We start from the raw sequence: 24,042 nt of genomic DNA, 5'->3' as shown, positions 1-24,042 counted from the left end.
CAGAACGCGGTTCAGGCGTCCTTCGACTCCTCGGCCGGAGCCTCGGCAGCCTTGGCCTCGGCCTCGTCGGCCTTCGCCTCGTCGACCTTGGCGTTGGCCTCGTCGGCCTCCTTGACCGCGCGCTTCGTCGCGGCCTCGGCCTCGGCGACGGTCGCCTTCTTCGCGATCTCACCCTCGACCAGCTCGATCACGGCCATCGGGGCGTTGTCGCCACGACGGTTGCCGATCTTGGTGATGCGGGTGTAGCCACCCGGGCGCTCGGCGTAGCGCGGGGCGATCTCGGTGAAGAGCGTGTGGACGATGCCCTTGTCCGTGATCGTCTGCAGCACCAGGCGACGGTTGTGGATGTCGCCCTTCTTCGCCTTGGTGATCAGGCGCTCGGCGACCGGACGCAGGCGGCGGGCCTTGGCCTCGGTCGTGGTGATGCGGCCGTGCTCGAACAGCGACTTCGCGAGGTTCGCGAGAAGCAGCTTCTCGTGCGCGGCGCTGCCGCCCAGACGGGCACCCTTGGCGGGCTTCGGCATGGTGTTTCTCCTTGTGATCTGCCCCGGCCGTATCAGGTACCGGGGTCAGGACCCCGCAGGCGGTCGCCTACGGGCAGCAATCAATCAGTACTGCTCGGTCTCGACGAAGCCCGCGTCCGCGTCGTCGTCGGCGCCGAAGGCGTCGGCGGCAGCGGTCGGGTCGAATCCGGGCGGGCTGTCCTTGAGGGCCAGGCCCATGCCGGCCAGCTTCGCCTTGACCTCGTCGATCGACTTCGCACCGAAGTTGCGGATGTCGAGCAGGTCGGCCTCGGAGCGCGCCACGAGCTCACCCACGGAGTGGATGCCCTCACGCTTGAGGCAGTTGTACGAGCGGACCGTGAGCTCCAGCTCCTCGATCGGCAGCGCCAGGTCCGCGGCGAGCGCGGCGTCCGTCGGGGACGGACCCATGTCGATGCCCTCGGCGTCGATGTTGAGCTCGCGCGCCAGGCCGAAGAGCTCGACCAGGGTCTTACCGGCGGAGGCCATGGCGTCACGCGGACGCATCGCCTGCTTGGTCTCGACGTCGACGATCAGCTTGTCGAAGTCGGTGCGCTGCTCGACTCGGGTCGCCTCGACCTTGTAGGTGACCTTGAGGACGGGCGAGTAGATGGAGTCGACCGGGATGCGGCCGATCTCCTGGCCCGCCTGCTTGTTCTGAACGGCGGAGACGTAGCCGCGACCGCGCTCGACGGTCAGCTCCATCTCGAGCTTGCCCTTGCCGTTCAGCGTGGCGAGCACCAGGTCGGGGTTGTGCACCTCGACACCGGCCGGCGGGGCGATGTCGGCCGCGGTCACGAGGCCCGGGCCCTGCTTGCGCAGGTACATCACGACCGGCTCGTCGTGCTCGCTCGACACGACCAGCTGCTTGATGTTGAGGATGAGGTCGGTGACGTCCTCCTTGACGCCCGGCACGGTGGTGAACTCGTGCAGGACACCGTCGATGCGGATGGACGTGACGGCCGCACCCGGAATCGAGGAGAGGAGCGTACGGCGAAGCGAGTTGCCGAGCGTGTAGCCGAAGCCCGGCTCCAGGGGCTCGATGACGAACCGCGAGCGGTACTCGTCAACAACCTCTTCGGTCAGCGAGGGACGCTGAGCGATAAGCATGGTGTGTTTCCTTCAGTCGTGGACGCCCGCTATTTGACGTCCTCTGATACTGCAAGGGTACGGGCGGCACGCCCCCGAAGAGCCGTACCGCCCGGAACCTCACAAGACAAGCAGCAGCCTGCGTCAGACGCGGCGGCGCTTCGGCGGACGGCAGCCGTGCTGCGAATTCCCGGGGGATAACCCCCGGACCCCCAGCAGACCGACGCCCTGTGGTCGAGCCGTGCGTCAGACGCGGCGGCGCTTCGGCGGACGGCAGCCGTTGTGCGGGGTGGGGGTGACGTCCTGGATCGAGCCGACCTCGAGGCCGGTGGCCTGGAGGGAGCGGATCGCGGTCTCACGGCCGGAGCCGGGACCCTTGACGAAAACGTCGACCTTGCGCATGCCGTGCTCCTGCGCGCGGCGGGCGGCCGACTCGGCGGCCATCTGCGCGGCGAAGGGGGTGGACTTGCGCGAGCCCTTGAAGCCGACGTGGCCGGCGGAGGCCCAGGAGATCACGTTGCCGCTCGGGTCCGTGATGGACACGATCGTGTTGTTGAACGTGCTCTTGATGTGCGCGTGGCCGTGAGCGACGTTCTTCTTTTCCTTGCGGCGCACCTTCTTGGCAGCGCCCTGACGACCCTTGGGGGGCATGTCTTACTCCTACGGGAGGTGGTCGGTCCTACAGCGAAGACCGTGGACAGTCGTCCGCTGCGGACTACTTCTTGCCCGGCTTCTTCTTGCCGGCGATGGCGCGACGCGGGCCCTTGCGGGTACGAGCGTTCGTGCTGGTGCGCTGGCCGTGGACCGGCAGACCGCGACGGTGGCGCAGACCCTGGTAGCAGCCGATCTCGACCTTGCGGCGGATGTCGGCCTGGATCTCGCGACGGAGGTCACCCTCGGTCTTGAGGTTGGCGTCCACGTACTCGCGGATCTTGACCAGGTCCTCTTCGGACAGGTCACGAACGCGGGTGTTCGGGTTCACACCGGTGGAGGCGAGGGTCTCCTTCGCCAGGGTGCGGCCGATGCCGAAGACGTAGGTGAGTGCGACCTCCACGCGCTTGTCGCGCGGGATGTCAACACCGGAAACGCGTGCCATTCAATGGCTCCTGTGTGTTCGGGGGTCTTCCACAGCACCGCTCCGTGGCCGCCGACCGCTCGCGATCAAAGGGATCGAAAGAAGTGGTACGTCCAGGTCCCCGGCCCCCGCCGGAGGTGTCGTCAGCCCTGCGAGGGGCTTGGACGGGCGCTGCGTATGTACGAATTTGCTCGCGTCGCGCGAAGGTACTGCGAGGTGCAGGTTGGCGTGCGTCAGCCCTGGCGCTGCTTGTGGCGCAGGTTGTCGCAGATGACCATGACCCGGCCGTGGCGGCGGATCACCTTGCACTTGTCGCAGATCTTCTTGACGCTCGGCTTGACCTTCATGGGATGTGAGGTTCTCCGGGTCAGTGCCACCACCCGCGCGGAAGAACGCCGCGCCGGTGCGGGCAAGATCTACTTGTAGCGGTAGACGATCCGGCCACGCGTCAGGTCGTACGGAGAGAGCTCCACCACGACCCGGTCGTCCGGGAGGATACGGATGTAGTGCATCCGCATCTTGCCGGAGATGTGCGCGAGGACCTTGTGACCGTTCTGGAGCTCCACCTTGAACATGGCGTTCGGCAGGGACTCGATCACGGTGCCCTCAATCTCGATGGCACCTTGCTTCTTGGCCACGCTTCGCCCTTCGAATCGGCTACCTTGATCGACTCTCTTCTCCGCGTGTGGACACACGGGTACACGAGAGCCGACGCATCAGTCTACGTCAGGGCATTCGAAAAGACGAATCGGGCCAGTCTGCCCACGCCGGAAGATCACTATGCGGGCGGATCCGGTCATGCCAGCGGATCCGGCGCCGCCGTGACACCCAGCTCCGCGAGCTTCGCCTTGCCCCCGTCGGGAGCGGTCAGCACCAGCGGGCCGTCCTCCGTGAGCGCGACCGAGTGCTCCCAGTGGGAGGACCAGGTGCCGTCGGTCGTGATGACGGTCCACTCGTCCTCCAGCACCTCCGTGCGCGGCGTACCCAGCGAGACCATCGGCTCGATGGCCAGGCAGAAGCCGGGGACCAGCTTCGGGCCCTTGCCGCGCTTGCGGGAGACGTAGTTCAGCAGGTGCGGGTCCATGTGCATCTCGGTGCCGATGCCGTGGCCGCCGTACTCCTCGATGATCCCGTACTTGCCGCCGCCCGGCTTCGGCTGGCGGCGGATGTACGTCTCGATGGCGCGGGAGATGTCGACCAGCCGGTTGCCGTTCCGCATCGCGGCGATGCCGTGCCACATCGACTCCTCCGTCACCCGGGAGAGCTCGATCAGCTCCGGAGCGTGACCGGAGCCCACGAAGGCGGTGTACGCCGCGTCACCGTGCCAGCCGTCGACGACCGCGCCGCAGTCGATGGAGATGACGTCGCCGTCCTTGAGGACGACGTCCTCGCTGGGGATGCCGTGGACGACGACCTCGTTCACCGAGGTGCAGATCGTCGCGGGGAACCCGCCGTACCCGAGGAAGTTCGACTTGGCGCCGTGCTCCGCGAGCACCTTGCGGGCCACCTCGTCCAGGTCCTTCGTCGTCGCCCCGGGAACCGCCGCCTCGCGCGTCGCCGCGTGGATGGCGGCGACGACCAGCCCCGCCTCGCGCATCTTCGCGATCTGCTCGGGAGTCTTGATCTGCACCATGACGGCTGACGCCTTTCCAAACGGAGAACGGGGTGACCTGACAACGATACGGCGGTACGACACCGGCCGCGGCGCCCCCGAGGGGCACCGCGGCCGGTGTACTACACGTACGGAAGGTACGACGGGTGCTAGGCGGCCTGCTCGCCGCGGCCCCGCAGCGCCTCCATCGCGCGCGCGGTCACGTCCTCGACCTTGCCGAGCGCGGAGATGGTGACCACCAGGCCCTGGGCCTTGTAGTAGTCGATGATCGGCTCGGTCTGCGTGTGGTAGACCTCCAGCCGGCGCCGGACCGTCTCCTCGGAGTCGTCACCGCGCTGGTACAGCTCGCCGCCGCACACGTCGCAGACGCCCTCGCTCTTCGGCGGGGCGTACGCCACGTGGAAGACGTGCTTGTCGTTGTTGCGGCACAGCCGGCGGCCGGCGATCCGCTTGACGACCTCGTCCTCGGGGACCTCCAGGTCCAGCACCGCGTCGAGCTTCATGTCCCCGCTCTGGAGCATGGCGTCCAGCGCCTCGGCCTGCGACACGTTGCGCGGGAAGCCGTCCAGCAGGAAGCCGTTCACCGCGTCGGGCTGCTCCATGCGGTCCTTGGCCATGCCGATGGTGACCTCGTCGGGTACCAGCTCGCCGGCGTCCATGTAGGACTTGGCCTTCAGGCCCAGCTCCGTGCCCTGGCTGATGTTGGCACGGAAGAGGTCGCCCGTGGAGATGTGCGGAATCGACAGGTTCCCGGCGAGGAACGCGGCCTGCGTTCCCTTCCCGGCACCGGGCGGTCCGACGAGGACGATTCGCATCAGCGGAGGAACCCTTCGTAATTGCGCTGCTGGAGCTGGCTCTCGATCTGCTTCACGGTCTCCAGACCCACACCCACGATGATCAGGATGCTCGTCCCGCCGAACGGGAAGTTCTGGTTCGCGCCACCGAAGCCCGCCAACGCCATCGTCGGCACGAGAGCGATCAGACCCAGGTACAGCGAGCCCGGCCAGGTGATCCGGTTGAGCACGTAGCTCAGGTACTCGGCAGTAGGTCGACCAGCCCGGATGCCCGGGATGAAGCCACCATACTTCTTCATGTTGTCCGCGACTTCCTCGGGGTTGAACGAGATGGCCACGTAGAAGAACGCGAAGAACACGATCAACAGGAAGTACACGGTGATGTAGTACGGGTGGTCACCCTTGACGAAGTGCTGTTCGATCCAGGTTTTCCAGCCCGCGGTGGAGTTCGAGAACTGCGCGATCAGTGCCGGGATGTAGAGCAGCGACGACGCGAAGATGACGGGAATCACACCCGCCTGGTTCACCTTGAGCGGGATGTACGTGGACGTACCGCCGTACGACCGCCGGCCGATCATCCGCTTCGCGTACTGCACGGGGATGCGGCGCTGGGCCTGCTCGACGAAGACGACGAGCGCCACCATGACGAAGCCGATCAGGATGACCGTGCCGAACTCGATCCAGCCCTTGGCGAGCTTGCCGCTCTCCTTGATGGCCCACAGGGCGCCCGGGAAGCCGGCCGCGATCGAGATGAACATCAGGATCGACATGCCGTTGCCGATGCCGCGGTCGGTGATGAGCTCGCCGAGCCACATGACGAGCGCCGTACCCGCGGTCATGGTGATCACCATGGTGATGGTGACGAAGATCGACTGGTCCGGGACGACCTCGCTCGCCACGGTGCAGTTGCTGAAGAGGGCGCCGGTCCGGGCGGTGGCCACGAGGCCGGTGCCCTGGAGGATCGCCAGCGCGACGGTGAGGTAGCGGGTGTACTGCGTGATCTTCGCCTGCCCGGACTGCCCCTCCTTCTTGAGGGCTTCCAGACGCGGGATGACCACGGTCAGCAGCTGCAGGATGATGCTCGCCGTGATGTACGGCATGATGCCGAGCGCGAAGATCGTGATCTGCAGCAGCGCCCCGCCACTGAACATGTTCACGAGGCCGAACAGGCTGTTGTTCCCCTGCTGGGCCTGGTCCACACACATCTGGACCTTCTCGTAGCTGACCCCGGGCACGGGGACGTGCGCCCCGAGCCGGTACAGCACGATGATGCCCAGCGTGAAGAGCAGCTTCTTGCGCAGGTCGGGCGTCTTGAACGCCCGGGCGAACGCGGTGAGCACGGTGCCTCCTGCGACCCCCGCGCTATGCGTCAGAGGTGACGGTCTTGAGGATCGACGAATACGAATCAGTCAACGGTCAGTAAAAACCGCGTGGGCAGTCCTGAGGACTGACCGCGCGGCCCGGGACACAGGCCCCAAGTCATTACAGCAACACAGTGCACGCCACCTTACCGGCGGACATGCCCCCCTAGGAACGACCAACCGGGGATGCCCCTTTTGAGAGGCATCCCCGGTCGGATGTTCAAGCCATCGAGTCGTCTCAGACGAGCTCGGTGACGGTACCGCCGGCGGCGGTGATCTTCTCCTTGGCGGAGCCGGAGACGGCGTCGACCGTCACCTGCAGCGCCACGGAGATGTCGCCCTGGCCCAGGACCTTGACGAGCTGGTTCTTCCGCACGGCACCCTTGGCGACCAGGTCGGCAACGGTGACCTCGCCACCCTCGGGGTAGAGCGCGGCCAGCTTGTCCAGGTTCACGACCTGGTACTCGGTCTTGAAGGGGTTCTTGAAGCCCTTCAGCTTCGGGAGACGCATGTGGAGCGGCATCTGGCCACCCTCGAAGCTCTCCGGAACCTGGTAGCGGGCCTTCGTGCCCTTCGTACCACGACCGGCCGTCTTACCCTTCGACGCCTCACCACGACCCACACGGGTCTTGGCGGTCTTGGCGCCCGGGGCGGGACGGAGGTTGTGGACCTTCAGCGGGTTCTGCTCCGCCATGTCAGTCGACCTCCTCGACCGTCACGAGGTGGCGGACGGTGTGCACCATGCCGCGGAACTCGGGGCGGTCCTCCTTGACGACCTGCGTGTTGATGCCCTTGAGACCAAGGGAACGCAGGGTGTCGCGGTGGTTCTGCTTGCTGCCGATGTACGACTTCGTCTGCGTGATCTTGAGGCGAGCCATTACGCACCCGCCCCAGCACGCGCACGGAGGAGAGCCGCGGGGGCGACGTCCTCGAGGGGCAGACCACGGCGAGCCGCGATCTCCTCGGGACGCTGCAGGCCCTTCAGGGCCTCCACGGTCGCGTGCACGATGTTGATCGCGTTGGACGAGCCGAGCGACTTCGACAGGATGTCGTGAACGCCGGCGCACTCGAGCACGGCACGCACCGGGCCACCGGCGATAACGCCGGTACCGGGGGACGCCGGCTTGAGCATGACGACGCCCGCCGCCTTCTCACCCTGGATCGGGTGCGGGATGGTGCCCTGGATACGGGGGACCTTGAAGAAGTGCTTCTTGGCCTCCTCCACACCCTTGGCGATGGCGGCCGGCACCTCCTTGGCCTTGCCGTAACCGACACCCACGGTGCCGTCACCGTCGCCCACCACGACCAGCGCGGTGAAGCTGAAGCGACGACCACCCTTCACAACCTTGGCGACGCGGTTGATCGCGACAACGCGCTCAACGTACGCGGTCTTCTCGGCGGCAGCAGCGCCGCCGTCACGGCCCTTCCGGTCCCGCCGCTCGCCGCCACCGGCACCGCTTCCGCGGCGCTGGGGTCCAGCCATTGGACTTTCCTTCCTAGTCTTCCTACGTGCGGAACCGGCTCAGAACTTCAGGCCGGCTTCACGGGCGGCATCCGCCAGGGCGGCGATGCGCCCGGCGTAGCGGTTGCCGCCACGGTCGAACACGACAGCTTCGACGCCGGCGGCCTTGGCACGCTCGGCCACGAGCTGGCCGACCTGCTTCGCCTTCGCCGACTTGTCGCCTTCGCCGCCGCGGATGGACGCGTCCAGGGTGGACGCCGACGCCAGGGTGTGACCCGCGATGTCGTCGATGACCTGAGCGGTGATGCCGCGGTTGGACCGGGTGACGACGAGGCGCGGACGCTCCGGCGTACCCGAGACGTTCTTGCGGATACGGATGTGGCGACGCGCCTTAGCAGCGCGCTTGTAAGCGTCGCCCTTGGCGATCTTCGTACCGTATGCCATGGCTTACTTACCAGCCTTTCCGACCTTGCGGCGGATGACCTCGCCCGCGTACTTCACGCCCTTGGCCTTGTACGGGTCGGGCTTGCGCAGCTTGCGGATGTTCGCGGCGACCTCGCCGACCTTCTGCTTGTCGATGCCCTCGACCGAGAACTTGGTCGGCGACTCGACCTTGAAGGAGATCCCCTCGGGGGCCTCCACCAGGATCGGGTGGCTGTAACCGAGCTGGAACTCCAGGTTGGAGCCCTTCGCGGCGACGCGGTAACCGACACCGCTGATCTCGAGCGCCTTCGTGTACCCCTGGGTCACACCGGTGATCATGTTGGCCACCAGCGTGCGGGACAGGCCGTGGAGGGCCTTGTTCTGACGCTCATCGTTCGGGCGGGTGACGTTCAGAACGCCGTCCTCACCCTTGACGATCTCGATCGGGGCGGCGACGGTGTGGGTGAGGGTGCCCTTGGGGCCCTTCACCGAAACCGTACGGCCATCGATGGTGACGTCCACACCGGCGGGAACCGTGATGGGGAGCTTGCCGATACGCGACATTGGCTTTTCCTCCGTTCCCGACTACCAGACGTAGGCGAGGACTTCCCCACCCACGCCCTTCTTCTGCGCCTGCTGGCCGGTCAGGAGACCGTGGGACGTGGAGATGATCGCCACGCCCAGGCCGCCGAGGACCTTCGGCAGGTTGGTGGACTTCGCGTAGACCCGGAGACCGGGCTTCGAGATCCGCTTGATGCCCGCGATGGAGCGCTCACGGTTCGGGCCGAACTTGAGCTCGAGGACGAGGTTCTTGCCGACCTCGGCGTCCTCGACCTTCCAGCCCGTGATGAAGCCCTCCTGCTTGAGGATCTCCGCGATGTGAGACTTGATCTTGCTGTGCGGCATCGTCACGGTGTCGTGGTACGCCGAGTTCGCGTTCCGCAGACGCGTAAGCATGTCTGCGATCGGATCAGTCATGGTCATGAATTGGCCTTCGGCCTCTCTCGCCGGGGTTTCCTATGTGCGCCATCCCTCTCCCCACTCATGGGCGGGACGGGTGCGGCGCGGGGACCTACGGCGTAGTAAGTCGTACGGGCGGCAGGCGCCCAACCCCACAAGCCTACGACATGCGGGGAAGGGCTCCTGCCGGACCAGATGCTTACCGAGAGACTCCGGTCATCCCAACTAAGGGATTACCAGGAGCTCTTGGTCACGCCCGGCAGCTCGCCACGGTGAGCCATCTCACGGAGGCACACGCGGCACAGGCCGAACTTGCGGTAGACGGAGTGCGGACGACCGCAGCGCTGGCAGCGGGTGTACGCGCGCACGCCGAACTTGGGCTTGCGGGCAGCCTTCGCGATGAGAGCCTTCTTCGCCATCTCGCTTACGCCTCCTTGAAGGGGAAGCCGAGGTGACGGAGGAGCGCGCGGCCCTCTTCGTCGTTGGTCGCCGTGGTCACCACGGTGATGTCCATACCCCGGACACGGTCGATCTTGTCCTGGTCGATCTCGTGGAACATGACCTGCTCCGTGAGACCGAAGGTGTAGTTGCCACGGCCGTCGAACTGCTTGGGGGACAGGCCGCGGAAGTCGCGGATGCGCGGGAGCGCGAGCGACAGGGTGCGGTCCAGGAACTCCCACATGCGGTCGCCACGGAGCGTGACGTGGGCACCGATCGGCTGGCCCTCACGCAGCTTGAACTGCGCGATGGACTTGCGGGCCTTGGTGACGGCCGGCTTCTGACCGGTGATCGTGGTGAGGTCGCGGATGGCGCCCTCGATCAGCTTGGAGTCGCGGGCGGCGTCGCCCACACCCATGTTGACCACGATCTTGACGAGGCCCGGGACCTGCATGACGTTCTCGTACGAGAACTCCTCACGCAGCTTGCCCGCGATCTCCTCGCGGTACTTCGTCTTCAGACGCGGAGTGGTGGTGGTAGCCATCAGATGTCCTCACCCGTCCGCTTGGCAACGCGGATCTTGTTGCCCTCGTCGTCGAAGCGGTAACCGACGCGGGTCACGACCTTCTTGCCGTCCTTCTCCACGACGAGCTGAACGTTGCTCACGTGAATGGGGGCCTCGGTGGTGATGATCCCACCGGTCTGCGAACCGCGAGCGGTCTGACCGGCCTTGGTGTGCTTCTTGACCCGGTTGACACCCTCGACCAGGACGCGGTCCTCGCGGGGGAAGGCCGCGATGACCTTGCCCTGCTTGCCCTTGTCCTTACCGGTGATGACCTGGACCAGGTCGCCCTTCTTGATCTTCATGCTTACAGCACCTCCGGCGCGAGCGAGATGATCTTCATGAACTTCTTCTCGCGCAGCTCACGGCCCACGGGGCCGAAGATACGGGTGCCGCGAGGGTCGCCGTCGTTCTTCAGAATGACGGCGGCGTTCTCGTCGAAGCGGATGTACGAGCCGTCCTGGCGGCGGCGCTCCTTGACGGTGCGAACGATGACCGCCTTGACGACGTCACCCTTCTTCACGTTGCCACCGGGGATCGCGTCCTTGACGGTGGCGACGATGACGTCACCGATGCCCGCGTAGCGGCGACCGGAACCACCGAGAACACGGATGCAAAGGATCTCCTTGGCACCAGTGTTGTCGGCGACACGCAGTCGCGACTCCTGCTGGATCACGTCTATCTCCTGATCGTCTGCCGGTTCCCGGCAGGGCCTGCGAAGGCCCTGCCGAGCCTGGCGGAACTAAATGCTGGGGCAGTGACGCCTCAGCGAGGGGCATGCGGGGACTGAGCCGGTGAGGACGCAGTCCCCCGCAAAATTACTTGGCCTTCTCGAGGATCTCGACGACGCGCCAGCGCTTCGTCGCGGACAGCGGCCGGGTCTCCATGAGGAGGACGCGGTCGCCGACGCCCGCGGCGTTCTGCTCGTCGTGCGCCTTGAGCTTGTTCGTACGGCGGATGACCTTGCCGTACAGCGCGTGCTTGACGCGGTCCTCGACGGCGACGACGACGGTCTTGTCCATCTTGTCGCTGACGACCAGACCCTCACGGGTCTTGCGGAAACCGCGCGCTTCCTTGTTCTCAGTCACGTTGCTCTCGCTCATCAGGCGCTCTCCACCGTCTCGATGCCCAGCTCGCGCTCGCGCATCAGGGTGTAGATCCGGGCGATGTCCTTACGGACGGACTTGAGCCGACCGTGGTTCTCGAGCTGCCCGGTCGCCGCCTGGAAGCGGAGGTTGAACAGCTCTTCCTTGGCCTCGCGGAGCTTGTTGAGAAGCTCCTCGTTGCCCAGCTCGCGCAGCTCGGACGCCTTGGTACCGGCCGACATCACAGCTCACCTGCCTCGCGCTTGACGATCTTGCACTTCATCGGCAGCTTGTGGGCGGCACGAGTCAGGGCCTCACGCGCGATCTTCTCGTTCGGGTAGGACAGCTCGAACATCACCCGACCAGGCTTGACGTTCGCGATCCACCACTCCGGGGAACCCTTACCGGAACCCATGCGGGTCTCGGCAGGCTTCTTCGTGAGCGGACGGTCCGGGTAGATGTTGATCCAGACCTTGCCGCCACGCTTGATGTGGCGGGTCATCGCGATACGCGCGGCCTCGATCTGGCGGTTGGTCACGTAGGCCGGGGTGAGGGCCTGAATGCCGTACTCGCCGAACGCAACCTGCGTGCCACCCTTGGACATACCGTTGCGCTTCGGGTGGTGCTGCTTGCGGTGCTTGACCCTACGGGGGATCAGCATTTCGGTCAGGCCTCCGTTCCGGTGCTCTCAGCCGGAGCAGCGGCGGCGGCCTCGGCCTTGGGGGCCTCGGCGCCGGCGTTCTGCTGCGGCTTGCGACCGCGACCGCCACGCTCGCCACCGCGGCCACCACGGCCGGCGGGGCGGTCAGCGCCACCACGGGCCGGGCGGTTGCCGGCGCGGGCAGCGGCGTTCTCGGCGCGGACCTCGGCGATGTTCTTGACGTCGCCCTTGTAGATCCAGACCTTCACGCCGATGCGGCCGAAGGTCGTCTTGGCCTCGAAGAAGCCGTACTCGACGTTCGCGCGGAGCGTGTGCAGCGGCACACGGCCCTCGCGGTAGAACTCCGAGCGGGACATCTCGGCGCCGCCGAGACGGCCGCCACACTGGATCTTGATGCCCTTGGCGCCCGCCTTCATCGCCGACTGCATGCTCTTACGCATGGCGCGGCGGAAGGAGACGCGGGAGGACAGCTGCTCGGCAACGGCCTGGGCCACGAGCTGAGCGTCGACCTCGGGGTTCTTGACCTCGAGGATGTTCAGCTGGACCTGCTTGCCCGTGAGCTTCTCGAGGTCACCGCGGATGCGGTCGGCCTCGGCGCCACGGCGGCCGATGACGATGCCCGGACGCGCGGTGTGGATGTCCACGCGGACACGGTCACGGGTGCGCTCGATCTCCACCTTCGAGATGCCGGCGCGCTCCATGCCGGACGTCATCATCCGACGGATGGCGACGTCTTCCTTGACGTAGTCCTTGTACAGCTTGTCGGCGTACCAGCGCGACTTGAAGTCGGTGGTGATGCCGAGCCGGAACCCGTGCGGGTTTACCTTCTGGCCCATTACCGGGTTCCTTCCTTGCTGCTGACGACCACGGTGATGTGGCTGGTCCGCTTGCGGATCCGGTAGGCACGGCCCTGAGCACGCGGACGGAACCGCTTCAGGGTCGGGCCCTCGTCAACGTACGCCTCGCTGATGTACAGCGAAGAGGCGTCCGTGTGGTCGTAGTTGTGCGCGGCGTTGGCAATGGCGCTGTCCAGCACCTTGCCCACCGGCACGCTCGCGGCCTGCGGGGCGAAACGCAGGACCGCCTGAGCCTCCGTGGCGTCCATGCCACGGATGAGGTCCACCACGCGGCGGGCCTTCATGGGCGTGACGCGGATGTACCGCGCCTGGGCCCTGGCTTCCATGGTTGTCCCTTCAGTGTCTGACACGTTCGTCATGGTCTTTCACCCCGCTACTAGCGGCGCTTCGACTTCCGGTCTTCCTTGACGTGACCCCGGAAGGTGCGCGTCGGCGAGAACTCGCCGAGCTTGTGGCCGACCATCGACTCGGTGACGAACACCGGGATGTGGGTCTTGCCGTTGTGCACCGCGATCGTGTGGCCGAGCATGGCCGGGACGATCATCGAGCGACGGGACCAGGTCTTGATGACGTTCTTGGTGCCTGCTTCGTTCTGGGCGTCCACCTTCTTGATCAGGTGGTCGTCGACGAAGGGCCCCTTCTTGAGACTGCGCGGCATCTAAACCCGCTCCTAGCGCTTCTTGTTCGTCTTGCGGCGGCGGACGATGTACTTGTTGCTCGCCTTCTTGGGAGAACGAGTACGACCCTCCTTCTGACCCCAGGGCGAGACCGGGTGGCGACCACCGGAGGTCTTGCCCTCACCACCACCGTGCGGGTGGTCGACCGGGTTCATGGCGACACCACGAACGGTCGGGCGGACGCCCAGCCAGCGCTTGCGGCCGGCCTTGCCCCAGTTGATGTTCGACTGCTCGGCGTTGCCGACCTCGCCGATGGTGGCGCGGCAGCGGACGTCGACCAGACGGATCTCACCGGACGGCATGCGCAGGTGGGCCATCGAGCCCTCCTTCGCGAGCAGCTGCACGGAGGCACCGGCGGAGCGGGCGAACTTGGCGCCGCCACCGGGACGGAGCTCGATCGCGTGGATCGTGGTACCGACCGGGATGTTGCGCAGGGCCAGGTTGTTGCCCGGCTTGATGTCGGCCGCGGGGCCGTTCTCGATCCGGTCGCCCTGGTTCAGGCCACGCGGAGCGATGATGTAGCGCTTCTCGCCGTCCGCGTAGTGGAGCAGAGCGATGCGCGCGGTGCGGTTGGGGTCGTACTCGATGTGAGCGACCTTGGCCGGCACGCCGTCCTTGTCGTGACGACGGAAGTCGATCACGCGGTAGGCGCGCTTGTGGCCACCGCCCTGGTGACGGACGGTCACACGACCGGTGTTGTTACGGCCGCCCTTGCTGTGCAGGGGGCGGACCAGCGACTTCTCCGGCGTGGACCGCGTGATCTCGACGAAGTCGGCGACGCTGGAGCCACGACGGCCCGGAGTCGTCGGCTTGTACTTGCGGATACCCATTTCTCAGTCCTCGTCCGATATTCGGACCAGGGCACTCCGTTAGGAGGCCTGGCCGAAGATGTCGATTCGGCTGCCCTCGGCAAGGGTCACGATGGCGCGCTTGGTGTCGGCGCGCTTGCCGAAACCGGTGCGGGTGCGCTTGCGCTTGCCCTGGCGGTTGATCGTGTTGACCCCAACGACCTTGACCGACCAGACCGCCTCGACGGCCTGCTTGATCTGGGTCTTGTTCGCGCGCGGGTCGACGATGAACGTGTACTTGTTCTCGTCCAGCAGCGCGTAGCTCTTCTCGGAGACAACCGGCTTGACGAGAATGTCGCGCGGGTCCGTGAAGGTCTTGCTGGTGATCTCGGCCATCAGGCCTCGCTCCCCTCGTTGTCAGCGGCCTTGGGGCCAGACACGAAGGACTCGAAGGCGGCCTTGGTGAAGACCACGTCGTCGGAGACGAGCACGTCGTACGTGTTCAGCTGGCCCGGCTCCAGGATGTGCACCTGGGGCAGGTTGCGGGCGGACAGCCACGCGGCCTCGTCGGAGCGCTCGGCGACCAGGAGCAGGTTCTTGCGCTCCGAGATCTTGCCGAACAGCGTCTTCGCGGCCTTGGTGGAGATCTCGCCCTCGACCACGCCGGAGACGACGTGGATGCGGGAGTGGCGCGCCCGGTCCGAGAGGGCACCGCGGAGGGCGGCGGCCTTCATCTTCTTCGGGGTGCGCTGCGAGTAGTCACGCGGCACGGGGCCGTGGACGACGCCACCGCCGGCGAACTGCGGGGCGCGGGTCGAGCCCTGACGGGCGCGGCCGGTGCCCTTCTGGCGGTACGGCTTCTTGCCGCCACCGCGGACTTCGCCACGGGTCTTGGTCTTGTGCGTGCCCTGGCGGGCAGCGGCCAGCTGTGCGACGACGACCTGGTGGATCAGCGGAACGCTGGTCTTCGCGTCGAAGATCTCCGCGGGGAGCTCGACGGTACCGGCCTTGTCGCCTGCCGGCGAAAGGATGTCAATGGTGCTCATCGTTACCTCAGGCCCCCTTGGCCGCGGTACGGACCAGGACGAGGCCGCCGTTCGGACCGGGGACCGCACCCTTGATCAGGAGCAGACCCTTCTCCGCGTCAACGGCGTGGACGGTCAGGTTCTGGGTGGTGACCCGCTCGTTGCCCATGCGGCCCGCCATGCGGAGGCCCTTGAACACACGGCCCGGGGTGGCGCAGCCACCGATGGAACCGGGCGAGCGGTGCTTGCGCTGGGTGCCGTGTCCGGCGCCCAGGCCACGGAAGTTGTGGCGCTTCATGACACCGGCGAAGCCCTTGCCCTTGCTCTTGCCGGTGACGTCGACCTTCACGCCCGCCTCGAACACGTCGGCCGTGATCTCCTGGCCGAGGGTGTACTCGCTGGCGTTGGCGGTGCGGATCTCCACCAGGTGGCGGCGCGGGGTGACGTCGGCCTTGGCGAAGTGACCCTTGAGGGGCTTGTTCACCTTGCGCGGGTCGATCTCGCCGAAGGCGATCTGGACCGCCTCGTAGCCGTCGGTGTCGTTGGTGCGGACCTGGGTGACGACGCACGGCCCGGCCTTGACGACGGTCACCGGGACGACCCGGTTGTTCTCGTCCCAGACCTGGGTCATGCCGAGCTTCTCGCCCAGGACGCCCTGAATGTTCTTAGCCATCTCGCGCGTCACCTCAGAGCTTGATCTCGATGTCGACGCCGGCCGGCAGGTCGAGGCGCATGAGCGAGTCAACCGTCTTCGGCGTGGGGTCGAGGATGTCGATGAGGCGCTTGTGCGTGCGCATCTCGAAGTGCTCGCGCGAGTCCTTGTACTTGTGCGGCGACTTGATGACGCAGTACACGTTCTTCTCAGTGGGCAGCGGCACCGGGCCCGCGACCGACGCACCGGTACGGGTCACCGTCTCGACGATCTTCTTCGCCGAGGAGTCGATGACCTCGTGGTCGTAGGCCTTGAGCCGGATGCGGATCTTCTGTCCCGCCATGGCTACTCAGTAGTCCTGTCTCTCGTAACGCTCTGGTACCTGGTGGGTCCGCGCCCTGTCCTGATCTCCGACCCACGCGGTCGGGCGTGTCGCACTCCCTCTATGTAGATATCCCGAAGGATTTCCCAACCGAGGGGGTGCGGGCCTGTGGACCGCGAGACCGGGGATCGACGTATGGACGCGCCTGGCCACCGGGTGCCTGGTCGGCGCCCCGCTGACGCTTCCCGGAAGATTCCCGTACGTCCGCCCCTGATCAGAGGCGACGAGTACTGTGGGACTCGCTTCCGGTCCTCCCGGCGGGAGGCGCGCAGCATCGGCACTCAACCGAGCAACCCGGACAGTCTGCCACACCGGGCCTGGCCGACGCCAATCGAGCCGAAGAGATTACCCCGCGGGGGTTGCGTGTCAAACCGCGGCACGCGGAAGCCCGCGGTCCGGCCAGGGCCGGCCGGGGCCGGCCTCGTACGGAGCCGCCACTATGATCGCCGGCCGTTCCGGGCGGGGCCACCGCCCGGAGACCGGAAACCGGATCATGGGGGAAATGGTCGGATGACACCGTGAACGACGTGACCGACACCCCGTACGCGTTCCTGGTCGCCGTGAACAACCCGGTTCCCGTGTCCGGGCCACGGCCGCCGCACCTGCCGCCCGACGCCGAGATGGCCTCGACGATCCGGCTGACGACCGCCCGGCGCCCCGAGGACACCCCGCTGGCCCGGGTCCACACCCCGCGCACCACGCAGCGCTGGAGCCGCCGGGCGCCCGTGCCCTTCTGGATCGACGACGGGCGGGACGGCAGCCCGTCCTGCTCCGTCCGCCCCGCCGCCCCGGACGTCCACGACGTCCTCGCGCCCGACGGCACACCCCTGGCCAGGATCACCCGCCGCGCCGGCCGGTTGCTGCCCTGGCCCCGCCGCGTCCGGTGGTCGGCGCAGCTCACCCATCCGCCGCGGACCGTCACGGGCAGGTCCGGCACCTGGTACGCGTGGCTCGTCTATGTGACGACCGCCCCCGTCTGGCTCCTCGTCGCGCTCGCCGTAGCGGTGTACTCGTTCTTCGTGGGCGAGCCCGACGACGACACGGTCGCGAGACCGACCCGGACCCGCTGGCGCGCACCCGGCGCCGGCACCGTGCTCGACTACCGGGGCGTCGGCAAGGTCTACCGCGTCGCCCCCCGGCACCTGGACGTCCGTGTCGCCTACGCACTCGCGGTGCTGCACACCTGGGAACGCGGACGCTGATATCCGCGTGCGCGGCGCCGGAAAGGGCGCTTACGGTACGGAGTCGGCGATCAAGCGAGGAAACCGGGGGGAACGTGCGTACGTCGTACCCCCGCACGCCCCACTTGCCCTGGTCTCCCGGCGCCGCCGCCGACGATGTGCGGGCCGGGGACCTCGCCGGGCTGGTGGGCCGGGAGGTCGTGGTCACCGAGAAGCTCGACGGCGAGAACACGACCCTGTACGCCGACGGGCTGCACGCCCGCTCCCTCGACTCGGCGCACCATCCCTCGCGGGCCTGGGTCAAGGGCCTGCAGGGCGGATCGCCGCCCGCGTCCCGGCCGGGTGGCGGGTGTGCGGCGAGAACATGTACGCGCGGCACTCGATCGCGTACGGCGATCTGGAGAGCTGGTTCTACGGATTCTCGGTGTGGGACGACCGGGACCGGTGCCTGGACTGGGACCGGACCGTGGCGTTCCTGCGGCGGCTGGGGGTTCCCGCGCCGCCGGTCCTGTGGCGGGGCACCTTCGACGGGCGGGCGCTGCGCGCGCTGAGCCGGAGCCTCGACACCTGCCGCCAGGAGGGGTACGTCGTGCGGACGGTCGAGGGCTTCGGGTACGGGGAGTTCGCGCGGCGGGTGGCGAAGTGGGTGCGGCCCCGGCACGTGACGACCGACGCGCACTGGATGTACGCCGCCGTCGTGGAGAACGGGCTCGGTCCGCGCGCCGCGCTGTGGGACGTCCGGTCCGGGGCGGCGCCCGACGCCGAGGCGCTCGCGGCCGCGGTCGGCCTGCCGGAGGGCGCGGACGCCCGGGCCGCCTCGGAGGCGGCCGCGCGGCTCGACGGGCTCGGCCGGTCGGGCGACGACCGCCTCGCCGGGGTGCTCGCCGCGCTGCTGCACCGGCACCCGAGGGCGCGGCTCGCAGCCGGGCTGGTCGCGCCGCTGGGCATGCCGCTGGCGCGGCGCGTCGGCGACCTGGTCGGGCTGTACCCGGGGCTGCAGCGGCCGTACCCGGACGAGGAGCGGCGCGCCGGGCTCCTGCGGCTGTCGTACGCCGCCGACCTGGGCCTCCTGCACGCCGTGGCCGGGGCGCTCGCGGACACCGCCGAGGCGCGCGAGCAGGTGGAGTGGTCCGCGCTCCACGCGGAGGAGGCCCGGCCCCTGGAGGGGCTCCGGGAGGCGTTCCATGACGTGAACGATCCGGAAGCGGCCGACCGCTGCGTGGCGCAGGCGCGCGAGGCGTACGCGCTGGGCCGGATCGCGACCGTCGAGGAGGCGATCGCGGCGACCTGGCGGTGGCGGTCCGGGGACTTCCCGCGGCTGGTCCACCTGGTCGGGCCGTCGGGCAGCGGGAAGAGCACCTTCGGGCGCCGACTGCCGGGCATGGGCGCGGGCGTGGCCCCGGGCGCGTACGTCTCGCTCGACGAGCTGCGCGCGGCGCGCGGCTCCCGCGAGGACCAGCGGGACAACGGCGCCGTCCTGCGCGAGGGCATCGACCGGCTCGACACGGCCCTCGCCGCCGGAGGCACCGTGGTGTGGGACGCCACGTCCCTCAACCCGCACCAGCGGTCCCTGGTGCACGCGGTCGCGCACCGCCGCGACGCGCTCGTCACGCACGTGGTGGCGCTGGTCGACGAGACCGAACTCGCGCGCCGCAACGCGCACCGGGCGCACGCCGTACCGGCGGAGGTGCTCGCCGGCCAGCTGCGCCGGTTCGTGCCGCCGTACCCGGGCCAGGCGCACCGCACCTGGTACGTCGGGGCGAGCGGCACAGTGGAAGACGAGGCGTGAGGCACGAGGCATGCGTACGAGCGAGGAGATCTACCACCGGGTGCTGTGGGACGCGCGGTTCGACCCGGCACGGTTCGTGGTGGGCGTGCGGCGGCGGGACCCCGGGCTGGGCCCGAAGCGGATGCCGCTGTCCGCGTTCGTCCCCGGCGGGGACATCCCGTGGCACCGGGTGCTGTTCTTCGAGGCCGACGGCGAGATCGTCTGGGACCGCTCCACGGGCGTGGACCGCATCGACGCGACCGACGCCGGACGGGTGCGCGACCCGCGGCTGCTGCGGGCGCCGTTCTTCGCGGCGCGGACGCCGTACGCGTACGACGGCAATTGGTCCGCCACGGCACCGCGCGGCACGCCCGCCGCGGCCGGGCTGCGCGTCCTGACCTGGAACACCCTGTGGGACCGGTACGACAGCGACCGCATCGACAGCGCCCGGCGCCGCCCGCTGCTGCTCGCGGCGCTGGAGGAGGCGGACGCCGACGTCATCGCCCTCCAGGAGGTCGAGGCCGGGCTGCTACGCCTGCTGCTCGACGCGCCGTGGGTGAGGGAGGCGTACACGCTGGGCACCGACCCGGCGGGGCCGGACGTCGCCGAGTGCGGGCTGCTGCTGCTCAGCCGGCTGCCCGTGCGGGAGGCGGGCCTGCACGCGCTGGGGCCGCACAAGGCGGTCGCGGCCGTCGTCGTGGAGACGGCCACGGGTCCGCTGGTCGTGGCCGCGACGCACCTCAGCAGCGACCACTCGCCCGACGGCGCGGCGCGGCGGGAGGCGGAGCTGGCCCGGATCGCCGAGGGGCTCGCGGGCACCGAGGCCCCGGTGGTTTTGCTGGGCGACTTCAACGACGGCGGCGAGACCCCCGCCCGCACGCTCGGCATGCGCGACGCCTGGAGCGAGGTCCACGGCCCGGCGGACGGTACGCCGACGTTCGACCCGGGGGTCAATCCCCTGGCGGCCGTCTCGTCGCTCACCGGCCGCGCCTCCCGGCTGGACCGGGTGCTGCTCCGCGCCGACGGGCTGCGGGTGGACGCGGCGGTGCTGCGCGGCGACTCCCCCACGGCGGACGGGCTGTACGTCTCCGACCACTACGCCGTCCAGGCCGACCTCGGCTTCGACGGAGGCTTCGACGGACCGGCCGTCTCGGGTGTCCTCGACGCGCGGCCGACGGCCCGCACGGCGGTGGCCTGGTTGCCGCCCCGCGAGCTGTGGCCGCCGGTCCAGGCCGTGCGCGAGGACCACGACCCGCAGATCGACCGCTGGCCGCCGCACGTCAACCTGCTCTTCGGGTTCGTACCGGAGTACGCCTTCGAGCGCGCGGCACCGCTGCTCGCCGAGGCGGCGGCCGCCGTGCCGCCTTTCGAGGCCCGGCTGGAGGGCGTGCACACCTTCGGGCACCGGGAGGACGCCACCGTGTGGCTGGACCCGGCCGCGGCGGGCGAGGAGCCGTGGGCGAGGCTGCGGAGCGAATTGGCGCGGCGCTTCCCGCGCTGCCGGGATCGCCGGTCCGGTTTCACGCCCCATCTCACTCTGGGCAGGACCTCCGACCCGCAGGCCGTCGCCGCCGCGTGCGCGCGCCGTCTGCCCGGGCCGCTGACGGCGCGCGTCGGCGAGCTGGTGCTGCTGTCCCGGCGCGGCGACGAGCCGATGCGGGTCCGGGCGACGGTCGCGCTGGGCACGGGCGAGGTGCGCTGGGCCGAGGACCCCGGCCCGGGTGCCCCGCGGCCTGAGGACCCGTGCCGCGCGGAGCACGCCCGCGAGGTCGCGGCCCGCGTGTCGGACGCGCTGCCCGAGGCGGCGGTGCACGTCGTCGGCTCGCGGCGCATGGGCTGCGCCCTGGAGGGCGCCGACCTGGACCTGGTGGCGGCCGCGCCGGGGCTCACCGGCGTACGGGACGCACGGGACGTACGCGACCGGCTGGTGGCGGCGTTCCCCGAGGCCGACGGGGTACGGGAGGTGGTCGGCGCCCGCGTGCCGGGCCTGCGGCTGCGGGTCGGGGACCTGGGTGTCGACCTGGTGCTCGTGGACACGGCTCGGCCCTCGGAAGCGGCCGCGGTCGCGCTGAGCGCGGTGAGCGACGCGGACGCGCTGCTCCCGGCACCGGGACCGCGCCGGGAGGCCTTCGTACGCCTCGCCCGCGAGGTGAAGGCGTGGGCGCGGGCGCGCGGTCTGGACGCGGCGCCCTTCGGCGGCCTGCCGGGCCTGGCGTGGTGCGTCCTGGCGGCCCGTACGGTACGGGAGGCAGGGGACGACGGCCTGTCACCGGAGGATCTGCTCCGGCGCTTCTTCGCCACGTGGGCGGCCTGGGACTGGCGCGAGCCGGTGGGCGACGGCCCGGTCACGGCCCCGCGACCGCCGGTGGTGGTCCTCACGCCGACCGCGCCGGTGCGGCCCTGCACGGAGCAGGTGAGCCCGGGCGGCCGTGACCTGCTGACGCAGGAGCTCTTCCGTGCCTGGGAGATCCTGGAGGCCTCCCCCACCGCGTCCGCCGCGTGGGCCGAGCTGCCGGCGCCGCCGCCCCTGCACCGCCGCCACGCGGCGTGGGCGGTCCTCACCGTCCCGGACGCCGAACTGGGCCGGACTCGGGGGCGGATGCGCGCCCTGCTGTCCGACCTGGAGGCCGCGGGCGCCCCGGACGCCCACGCGTGGCCGCGCCCGTTCGCCCCCGGCCGCTACGCGATCGGCCTGGGCGCCACCCCGCCGGACGAGGGGGCCCTGGCCCGCGTCGCCGAGCACCGGCTGCGGGGCCTCGCCGGTGTCAGGCTGACGCGCGCGGACGGCGGCGACGTACCGACCCTGCGCTGACCTCGTCAAACGGTGGGGCTCCAGCCCGCCTTCGCCGCCTCGGTGTCGAGGGACCCGGGCCGGACCTGGCCGCAGGGGGCGTAGACGCTGACGACCAGGGTCGTCGTCCGGTTGTTCCACCGCACGTCGATGTGGTCCTCGGCGCCGGGCTGCCGGTAGCGGTAGCCGAGCTCGACGAAGTCCTCGATCGTGCGGTTCCCGTCGTGGGTGAGCTTCCAGCCCGCCCGCTCCAGCCGCTGCCGCAGCCGCTGCTCGGCCTCGCGGGCCGTGTTCTCCGGGGTCCCGGGCACCTCCCAGCGCAGGGAGAAGTCGACGACGTCGAGGCGCGCGTCGTCGATGTGCCCGAAGCCCCGCAGCCCGCGGTAGTAGCAGGCACCGGTGTCCATGCCGGACGAGTGGACCGCGCCGGCGGTGGCCGGGGGCAGGCCGAGGCCGTCGTACGCCCACTGGGACCGCTCCTGGAGCAGCCGCGGGACGGCCGCCGGGTCGGCCGAGGGGTACGGCTTGCCGTTCCAGAGCTCGGACACCTTCTTGGCCCCGGCGTCCACACCGACGGCCAGGAGGGCCAGGGCCCCCACGGCCGCCAGGATCGTCAGCCCCACGCGCTTCCTCTTCATGGAGCCGACGCTACGAGCGGCCGGGCCCGCGCGCGTGAGCAGCCGTACTCATGAAGGTACGGGCCGCCCGCTCACGTCCTCGTGACGGTCCCGCACTCCTCGGGCCGGTCGGCGAGGGGCGTGCTGCGGTCGTAGGGGTCGACCTCGGGGCCGGTGGCGTCGGTGGGCGGGAGCTCGGAGGCGAACTGCGGGTGGAGGAAACCGTCGGCATCGCGCGTGCAGTCGTCGTTGCCTGCGGACTCCAGCCAGCGCAGGACGTACAGCTTTCCGGGCGTCGTGCGGATCTTGGCGGGGTCGTAGAGGGCGAACGTCATCTCACGGCGTACGACGGTCCGCGCGACCTCCGTGGCGCCCGGCCTCGCGCGCACCACGGGGTAGACGAAGGTGTAGTCGGCGTGGACCAGCACCTGCCCGTCGCGCTCGCCCTTCTCGTACGTCATGCGTCCGCGCGTCTTGACGATCGCACCCGCCGGCCGCACCTCGGACGGGTCGAAGCGGCTGAAGGCCCACAGCGGGTTCTGCTCGGCGCCGGGCGCGGACAGCGCCTTCTCGATCAGCCGGCGCCCGTCCGTCTGGAGCGGGTCCAGCAGCTCCAGCGCGGCCTTCGGCCGCTCGCCCCGCAGCGTGGCGGGGTCGAGGTTGGCGGTGATGAGGAGCTGCCTGGTGCTGGTCAGGGCGTGGGCGACCTGCTCTTTGCTCATGCCGCCGACGGCCTTGGCCTCGGGCACGTGGATCCCGGCGGCGCCGTCCTCCCACGCCGCCGCGGGCGAGCCCCGGAACGGCTCCTCAAGCGTCGGCTGGTCCGGGAAGGGCTCCTCCGGCGGCGCGCCGGTGGGCCGTGCGGTCTCGGCGGGCAGCGTCCCCGCCTCGCTGCCGGTGTCCCGGCCCGGCAGCCGGTCCGTGACCAGGTCGGGCCGTACGGCGACGACCGCGAGGCCGAGCGCCAGCAGCACGCCGAGCGGTGCGGCCCAGCGCCGCCGTCGCGTGCGGCGGCTGCCGCCGTTCATCTCCTGCCACGCGGGGCCGGTGCGCCACCCCTCGGGCTCCCCTGCCCGCTGCCCCGCGGGCTTCCCCGCGCGCTGTCCCGCGCGCCGGTCGGCGGCGGACGGCTCCTTGGGCGCGCCGCGCCCGCCGTCCTCCTGCGCGTTGCGGAGGAACTCCGCCCATTCCTCGTCCGACACCGACGGCTCGTCGCCGCGCTTGCCCATTTCCCCACCCCAAGTCGTGCATCTGCCACGGA

The 24,042-nt window shown here is 69.5% G+C and carries 34 protein-coding genes and 1 pseudogene; 3 read left to right on the top strand and 32 right to left on the bottom strand.

Features of this window, described 5'->3' with window-relative positions; translation table 11 throughout:
- Positions 1-11: 11 nt before the first annotated feature.
- The 30 genes from rplQ to rpsJ form a co-directional block, all read right to left on the bottom strand.
- Positions 12-524, bottom strand: coding sequence for a 50S ribosomal protein L17 (rplQ, locus tag ABZX67_RS03835; RefSeq protein WP_355353946.1), 513 nt, complete (start codon positions 522-524; stop codon positions 12-14).
- An 84-nt stretch (positions 525-608) separates the two neighbouring features.
- Positions 609-1,631: a DNA-directed RNA polymerase subunit alpha gene (locus tag ABZX67_RS03830; RefSeq protein WP_023587013.1), complete on the bottom strand. Its 1,023-nt coding sequence runs from the start codon at positions 1,629-1,631 to the stop codon at positions 609-611.
- Between the two features lie 225 nt (positions 1,632-1,856).
- Positions 1,857-2,261: a 30S ribosomal protein S11 gene (gene rpsK, locus ABZX67_RS03825; protein WP_003956432.1), complete on the bottom strand. Its 405-nt coding sequence runs from the start codon at positions 2,259-2,261 to the stop codon at positions 1,857-1,859.
- Between the two features lie 64 nt (positions 2,262-2,325).
- On the bottom strand, positions 2,326-2,706 hold the full coding sequence (rpsM, locus tag ABZX67_RS03820; protein WP_064069941.1) for a 30S ribosomal protein S13: 381 nt from the start codon (positions 2,704-2,706) through the stop codon (positions 2,326-2,328).
- Between the two features lie 212 nt (positions 2,707-2,918).
- Complete coding sequence (gene rpmJ / locus ABZX67_RS03815) at positions 2,919-3,032, bottom strand: 50S ribosomal protein L36 (protein WP_003956441.1); 114 nt, start codon at positions 3,030-3,032, stop codon at positions 2,919-2,921.
- A 69-nt stretch (positions 3,033-3,101) separates the two neighbouring features.
- Positions 3,102-3,323, bottom strand: coding sequence for a translation initiation factor IF-1 (gene infA, locus ABZX67_RS03810; protein WP_003956442.1), 222 nt, complete (start codon positions 3,321-3,323; stop codon positions 3,102-3,104).
- 158 nt (positions 3,324-3,481) lie between these two features.
- Positions 3,482-4,318, bottom strand: coding sequence for a type I methionyl aminopeptidase (gene map, locus ABZX67_RS03805; protein WP_355353941.1), 837 nt, complete (start codon positions 4,316-4,318; stop codon positions 3,482-3,484).
- A gap of 128 nt (positions 4,319-4,446) precedes the next feature.
- Positions 4,447-5,112, bottom strand: a complete 666-nt coding sequence (locus ABZX67_RS03800) for an adenylate kinase (protein ID WP_355353938.1) — start codon at positions 5,110-5,112, stop codon at positions 4,447-4,449.
- A complete protein-coding gene (gene secY, locus ABZX67_RS03795; protein ID WP_355353935.1) occupies positions 5,112-6,431 on the bottom strand; it encodes a preprotein translocase subunit SecY in 1,320 nt (439 codons plus the stop codon). Before secY ends, ABZX67_RS03800 begins: the two co-directional genes overlap by 1 nt.
- Before the next feature lie 259 nt (positions 6,432-6,690).
- On the bottom strand, positions 6,691-7,146 hold the full coding sequence (gene rplO, locus ABZX67_RS03790; RefSeq protein WP_355353932.1) for a 50S ribosomal protein L15: 456 nt from the start codon (positions 7,144-7,146) through the stop codon (positions 6,691-6,693).
- 1 nt (position 7,147) lies between these two features.
- On the bottom strand, positions 7,148-7,330 hold the full coding sequence (gene rpmD, locus ABZX67_RS03785) for a 50S ribosomal protein L30 (RefSeq protein WP_010473936.1): 183 nt from the start codon (positions 7,328-7,330) through the stop codon (positions 7,148-7,150).
- Positions 7,330-7,935: a 30S ribosomal protein S5 gene (rpsE, locus tag ABZX67_RS03780; protein ID WP_355353929.1), complete on the bottom strand. Its 606-nt coding sequence runs from the start codon at positions 7,933-7,935 to the stop codon at positions 7,330-7,332. Before rpsE ends, rpmD begins: the two co-directional genes overlap by 1 nt.
- Before the next feature lie 39 nt (positions 7,936-7,974).
- Positions 7,975-8,358 (bottom strand): 50S ribosomal protein L18, encoded by a 384-nt coding sequence (rplR, locus tag ABZX67_RS03775; RefSeq protein ID WP_355353926.1) that lies wholly within the window; start codon positions 8,356-8,358, stop codon positions 7,975-7,977.
- A gap of 3 nt (positions 8,359-8,361) precedes the next feature.
- Positions 8,362-8,901, bottom strand: a complete 540-nt coding sequence (gene rplF, locus ABZX67_RS03770) for a 50S ribosomal protein L6 (protein WP_355353923.1) — start codon at positions 8,899-8,901, stop codon at positions 8,362-8,364.
- Positions 8,902-8,922: 21 nt separating this feature from the next.
- Positions 8,923-9,321, bottom strand: coding sequence for a 30S ribosomal protein S8 (gene rpsH, locus ABZX67_RS03765; RefSeq protein WP_010473942.1), 399 nt, complete (start codon positions 9,319-9,321; stop codon positions 8,923-8,925).
- Positions 9,322-9,530: 209 nt separating this feature from the next.
- Complete coding sequence (locus ABZX67_RS03760; protein ID WP_003956452.1) at positions 9,531-9,716, bottom strand: type Z 30S ribosomal protein S14; 186 nt, start codon at positions 9,714-9,716, stop codon at positions 9,531-9,533.
- A gap of 5 nt (positions 9,717-9,721) precedes the next feature.
- Positions 9,722-10,279: a 50S ribosomal protein L5 gene (gene rplE / locus ABZX67_RS03755; protein ID WP_004984522.1), complete on the bottom strand. Its 558-nt coding sequence runs from the start codon at positions 10,277-10,279 to the stop codon at positions 9,722-9,724.
- Positions 10,279-10,602: a 50S ribosomal protein L24 gene (rplX, locus tag ABZX67_RS03750; protein WP_031076675.1), complete on the bottom strand. Its 324-nt coding sequence runs from the start codon at positions 10,600-10,602 to the stop codon at positions 10,279-10,281. Before rplX ends, rplE begins: the two co-directional genes overlap by 1 nt.
- 2 nt (positions 10,603-10,604) lie before the next feature.
- Entirely contained in the window at positions 10,605-10,973 is a 369-nt protein-coding gene (rplN, locus tag ABZX67_RS03745; protein ID WP_003956455.1) for a 50S ribosomal protein L14, read from the bottom strand.
- Positions 10,974-11,115: 142 nt separating this feature from the next.
- The gene (gene rpsQ, locus ABZX67_RS03740; RefSeq protein WP_039656223.1) at positions 11,116-11,400 is read right to left on the bottom strand and encodes a 30S ribosomal protein S17; all 285 of its coding nucleotides are present in this window, start codon (positions 11,398-11,400) and stop codon (positions 11,116-11,118) included.
- Positions 11,400-11,624, bottom strand: coding sequence for a 50S ribosomal protein L29 (gene rpmC, locus ABZX67_RS03735; protein WP_015035581.1), 225 nt, complete (start codon positions 11,622-11,624; stop codon positions 11,400-11,402). Before rpmC ends, rpsQ begins: the two co-directional genes overlap by 1 nt.
- On the bottom strand, positions 11,624-12,043 hold the full coding sequence (rplP, locus tag ABZX67_RS03730) for a 50S ribosomal protein L16 (RefSeq protein WP_030494257.1): 420 nt from the start codon (positions 12,041-12,043) through the stop codon (positions 11,624-11,626). The genes rpmC and rplP overlap by 1 nt, the downstream gene beginning before the upstream one ends.
- Positions 12,044-12,048: 5 nt before the next feature.
- A complete protein-coding gene (gene rpsC / locus ABZX67_RS03725) occupies positions 12,049-12,879 on the bottom strand; it encodes a 30S ribosomal protein S3 (RefSeq protein WP_355353915.1) in 831 nt (276 codons plus the stop codon).
- Positions 12,879-13,226 (bottom strand): 50S ribosomal protein L22, encoded by a 348-nt coding sequence (gene rplV, locus ABZX67_RS03720; protein ID WP_030685471.1) that lies wholly within the window; start codon positions 13,224-13,226, stop codon positions 12,879-12,881. The genes rpsC and rplV overlap by 1 nt, the downstream gene beginning before the upstream one ends.
- 50 nt (positions 13,227-13,276) lie before the next feature.
- Positions 13,277-13,558, bottom strand: a complete 282-nt coding sequence (gene rpsS / locus ABZX67_RS03715) for a 30S ribosomal protein S19 (protein WP_004984529.1) — start codon at positions 13,556-13,558, stop codon at positions 13,277-13,279.
- 12 nt (positions 13,559-13,570) lie between these two features.
- On the bottom strand, positions 13,571-14,407 hold the full coding sequence (rplB, locus tag ABZX67_RS03710; RefSeq protein ID WP_355353910.1) for a 50S ribosomal protein L2: 837 nt from the start codon (positions 14,405-14,407) through the stop codon (positions 13,571-13,573).
- Between the two features lie 39 nt (positions 14,408-14,446).
- Entirely contained in the window at positions 14,447-14,761 is a 315-nt protein-coding gene (gene rplW, locus ABZX67_RS03705) for a 50S ribosomal protein L23 (RefSeq protein ID WP_355353907.1), read from the bottom strand.
- Positions 14,761-15,411 carry a 50S ribosomal protein L4 gene (gene rplD, locus ABZX67_RS03700; RefSeq protein ID WP_355353904.1) on the bottom strand — a complete coding sequence of 217 codons (651 nt, stop codon included), beginning with the start codon at positions 15,409-15,411 and terminating at the stop codon, positions 14,761-14,763. The genes rplW and rplD overlap by 1 nt, the downstream gene beginning before the upstream one ends.
- Before the next feature lie 7 nt (positions 15,412-15,418).
- A complete protein-coding gene (gene rplC, locus ABZX67_RS03695; RefSeq protein ID WP_355353901.1) occupies positions 15,419-16,063 on the bottom strand; it encodes a 50S ribosomal protein L3 in 645 nt (214 codons plus the stop codon).
- A gap of 13 nt (positions 16,064-16,076) precedes the next feature.
- Entirely contained in the window at positions 16,077-16,385 is a 309-nt protein-coding gene (gene rpsJ, locus ABZX67_RS03690) for a 30S ribosomal protein S10 (RefSeq protein ID WP_003948644.1), read from the bottom strand.
- A gap of 566 nt (positions 16,386-16,951) precedes the next feature.
- On the opposite strand from rpsJ, the gene ABZX67_RS03685 reads away from it, so the two are divergent.
- The 3 genes and pseudogenes from ABZX67_RS03685 to ABZX67_RS03675 all read left to right on the top strand — a co-directional run bounded on the left by ABZX67_RS03685 (position 16,952) and on the right by ABZX67_RS03675 (position 22,185).
- Positions 16,952-17,626 (top strand): hypothetical protein, encoded by a 675-nt coding sequence (locus tag ABZX67_RS03685; protein WP_355353898.1) that lies wholly within the window; start codon positions 16,952-16,954, stop codon positions 17,624-17,626.
- 74 nt (positions 17,627-17,700) lie between these two features.
- Positions 17,701-19,394, top strand: a pseudogene (locus tag ABZX67_RS03680) (RNA ligase family protein).
- Positions 19,395-19,404: 10 nt separating this feature from the next.
- A complete protein-coding gene (locus tag ABZX67_RS03675) occupies positions 19,405-22,185 on the top strand; it encodes an RNA repair domain-containing protein (protein ID WP_355353895.1) in 2,781 nt (926 codons plus the stop codon).
- 5 nt (positions 22,186-22,190) lie between these two features.
- Here the strand turns inward: ABZX67_RS03675 and ABZX67_RS03670 are convergent, their stop codons facing one another.
- Positions 22,191-22,802 carry a hypothetical protein gene (locus tag ABZX67_RS03670; RefSeq protein WP_355353892.1) on the bottom strand — a complete coding sequence of 204 codons (612 nt, stop codon included), beginning with the start codon at positions 22,800-22,802 and terminating at the stop codon, positions 22,191-22,193.
- Positions 22,803-22,873: 71 nt separating this feature from the next.
- Positions 22,874-24,010, bottom strand: coding sequence for a hypothetical protein (locus tag ABZX67_RS03665; protein ID WP_355353889.1), 1,137 nt, complete (start codon positions 24,008-24,010; stop codon positions 22,874-22,876).
- Positions 24,011-24,042 lie beyond the last annotated feature (32 nt).

It is taken from the genome of Streptomyces sp. NPDC003036, assembly GCF_040611175.1.
Taxonomy (GTDB): Bacteria; Actinomycetota; Actinomycetes; order Streptomycetales; family Streptomycetaceae; genus Streptomyces.
The sequence above is the reverse complement of the archived record's forward strand: the minus strand, read 5'-3'. Positions and strand labels throughout refer to the sequence as shown.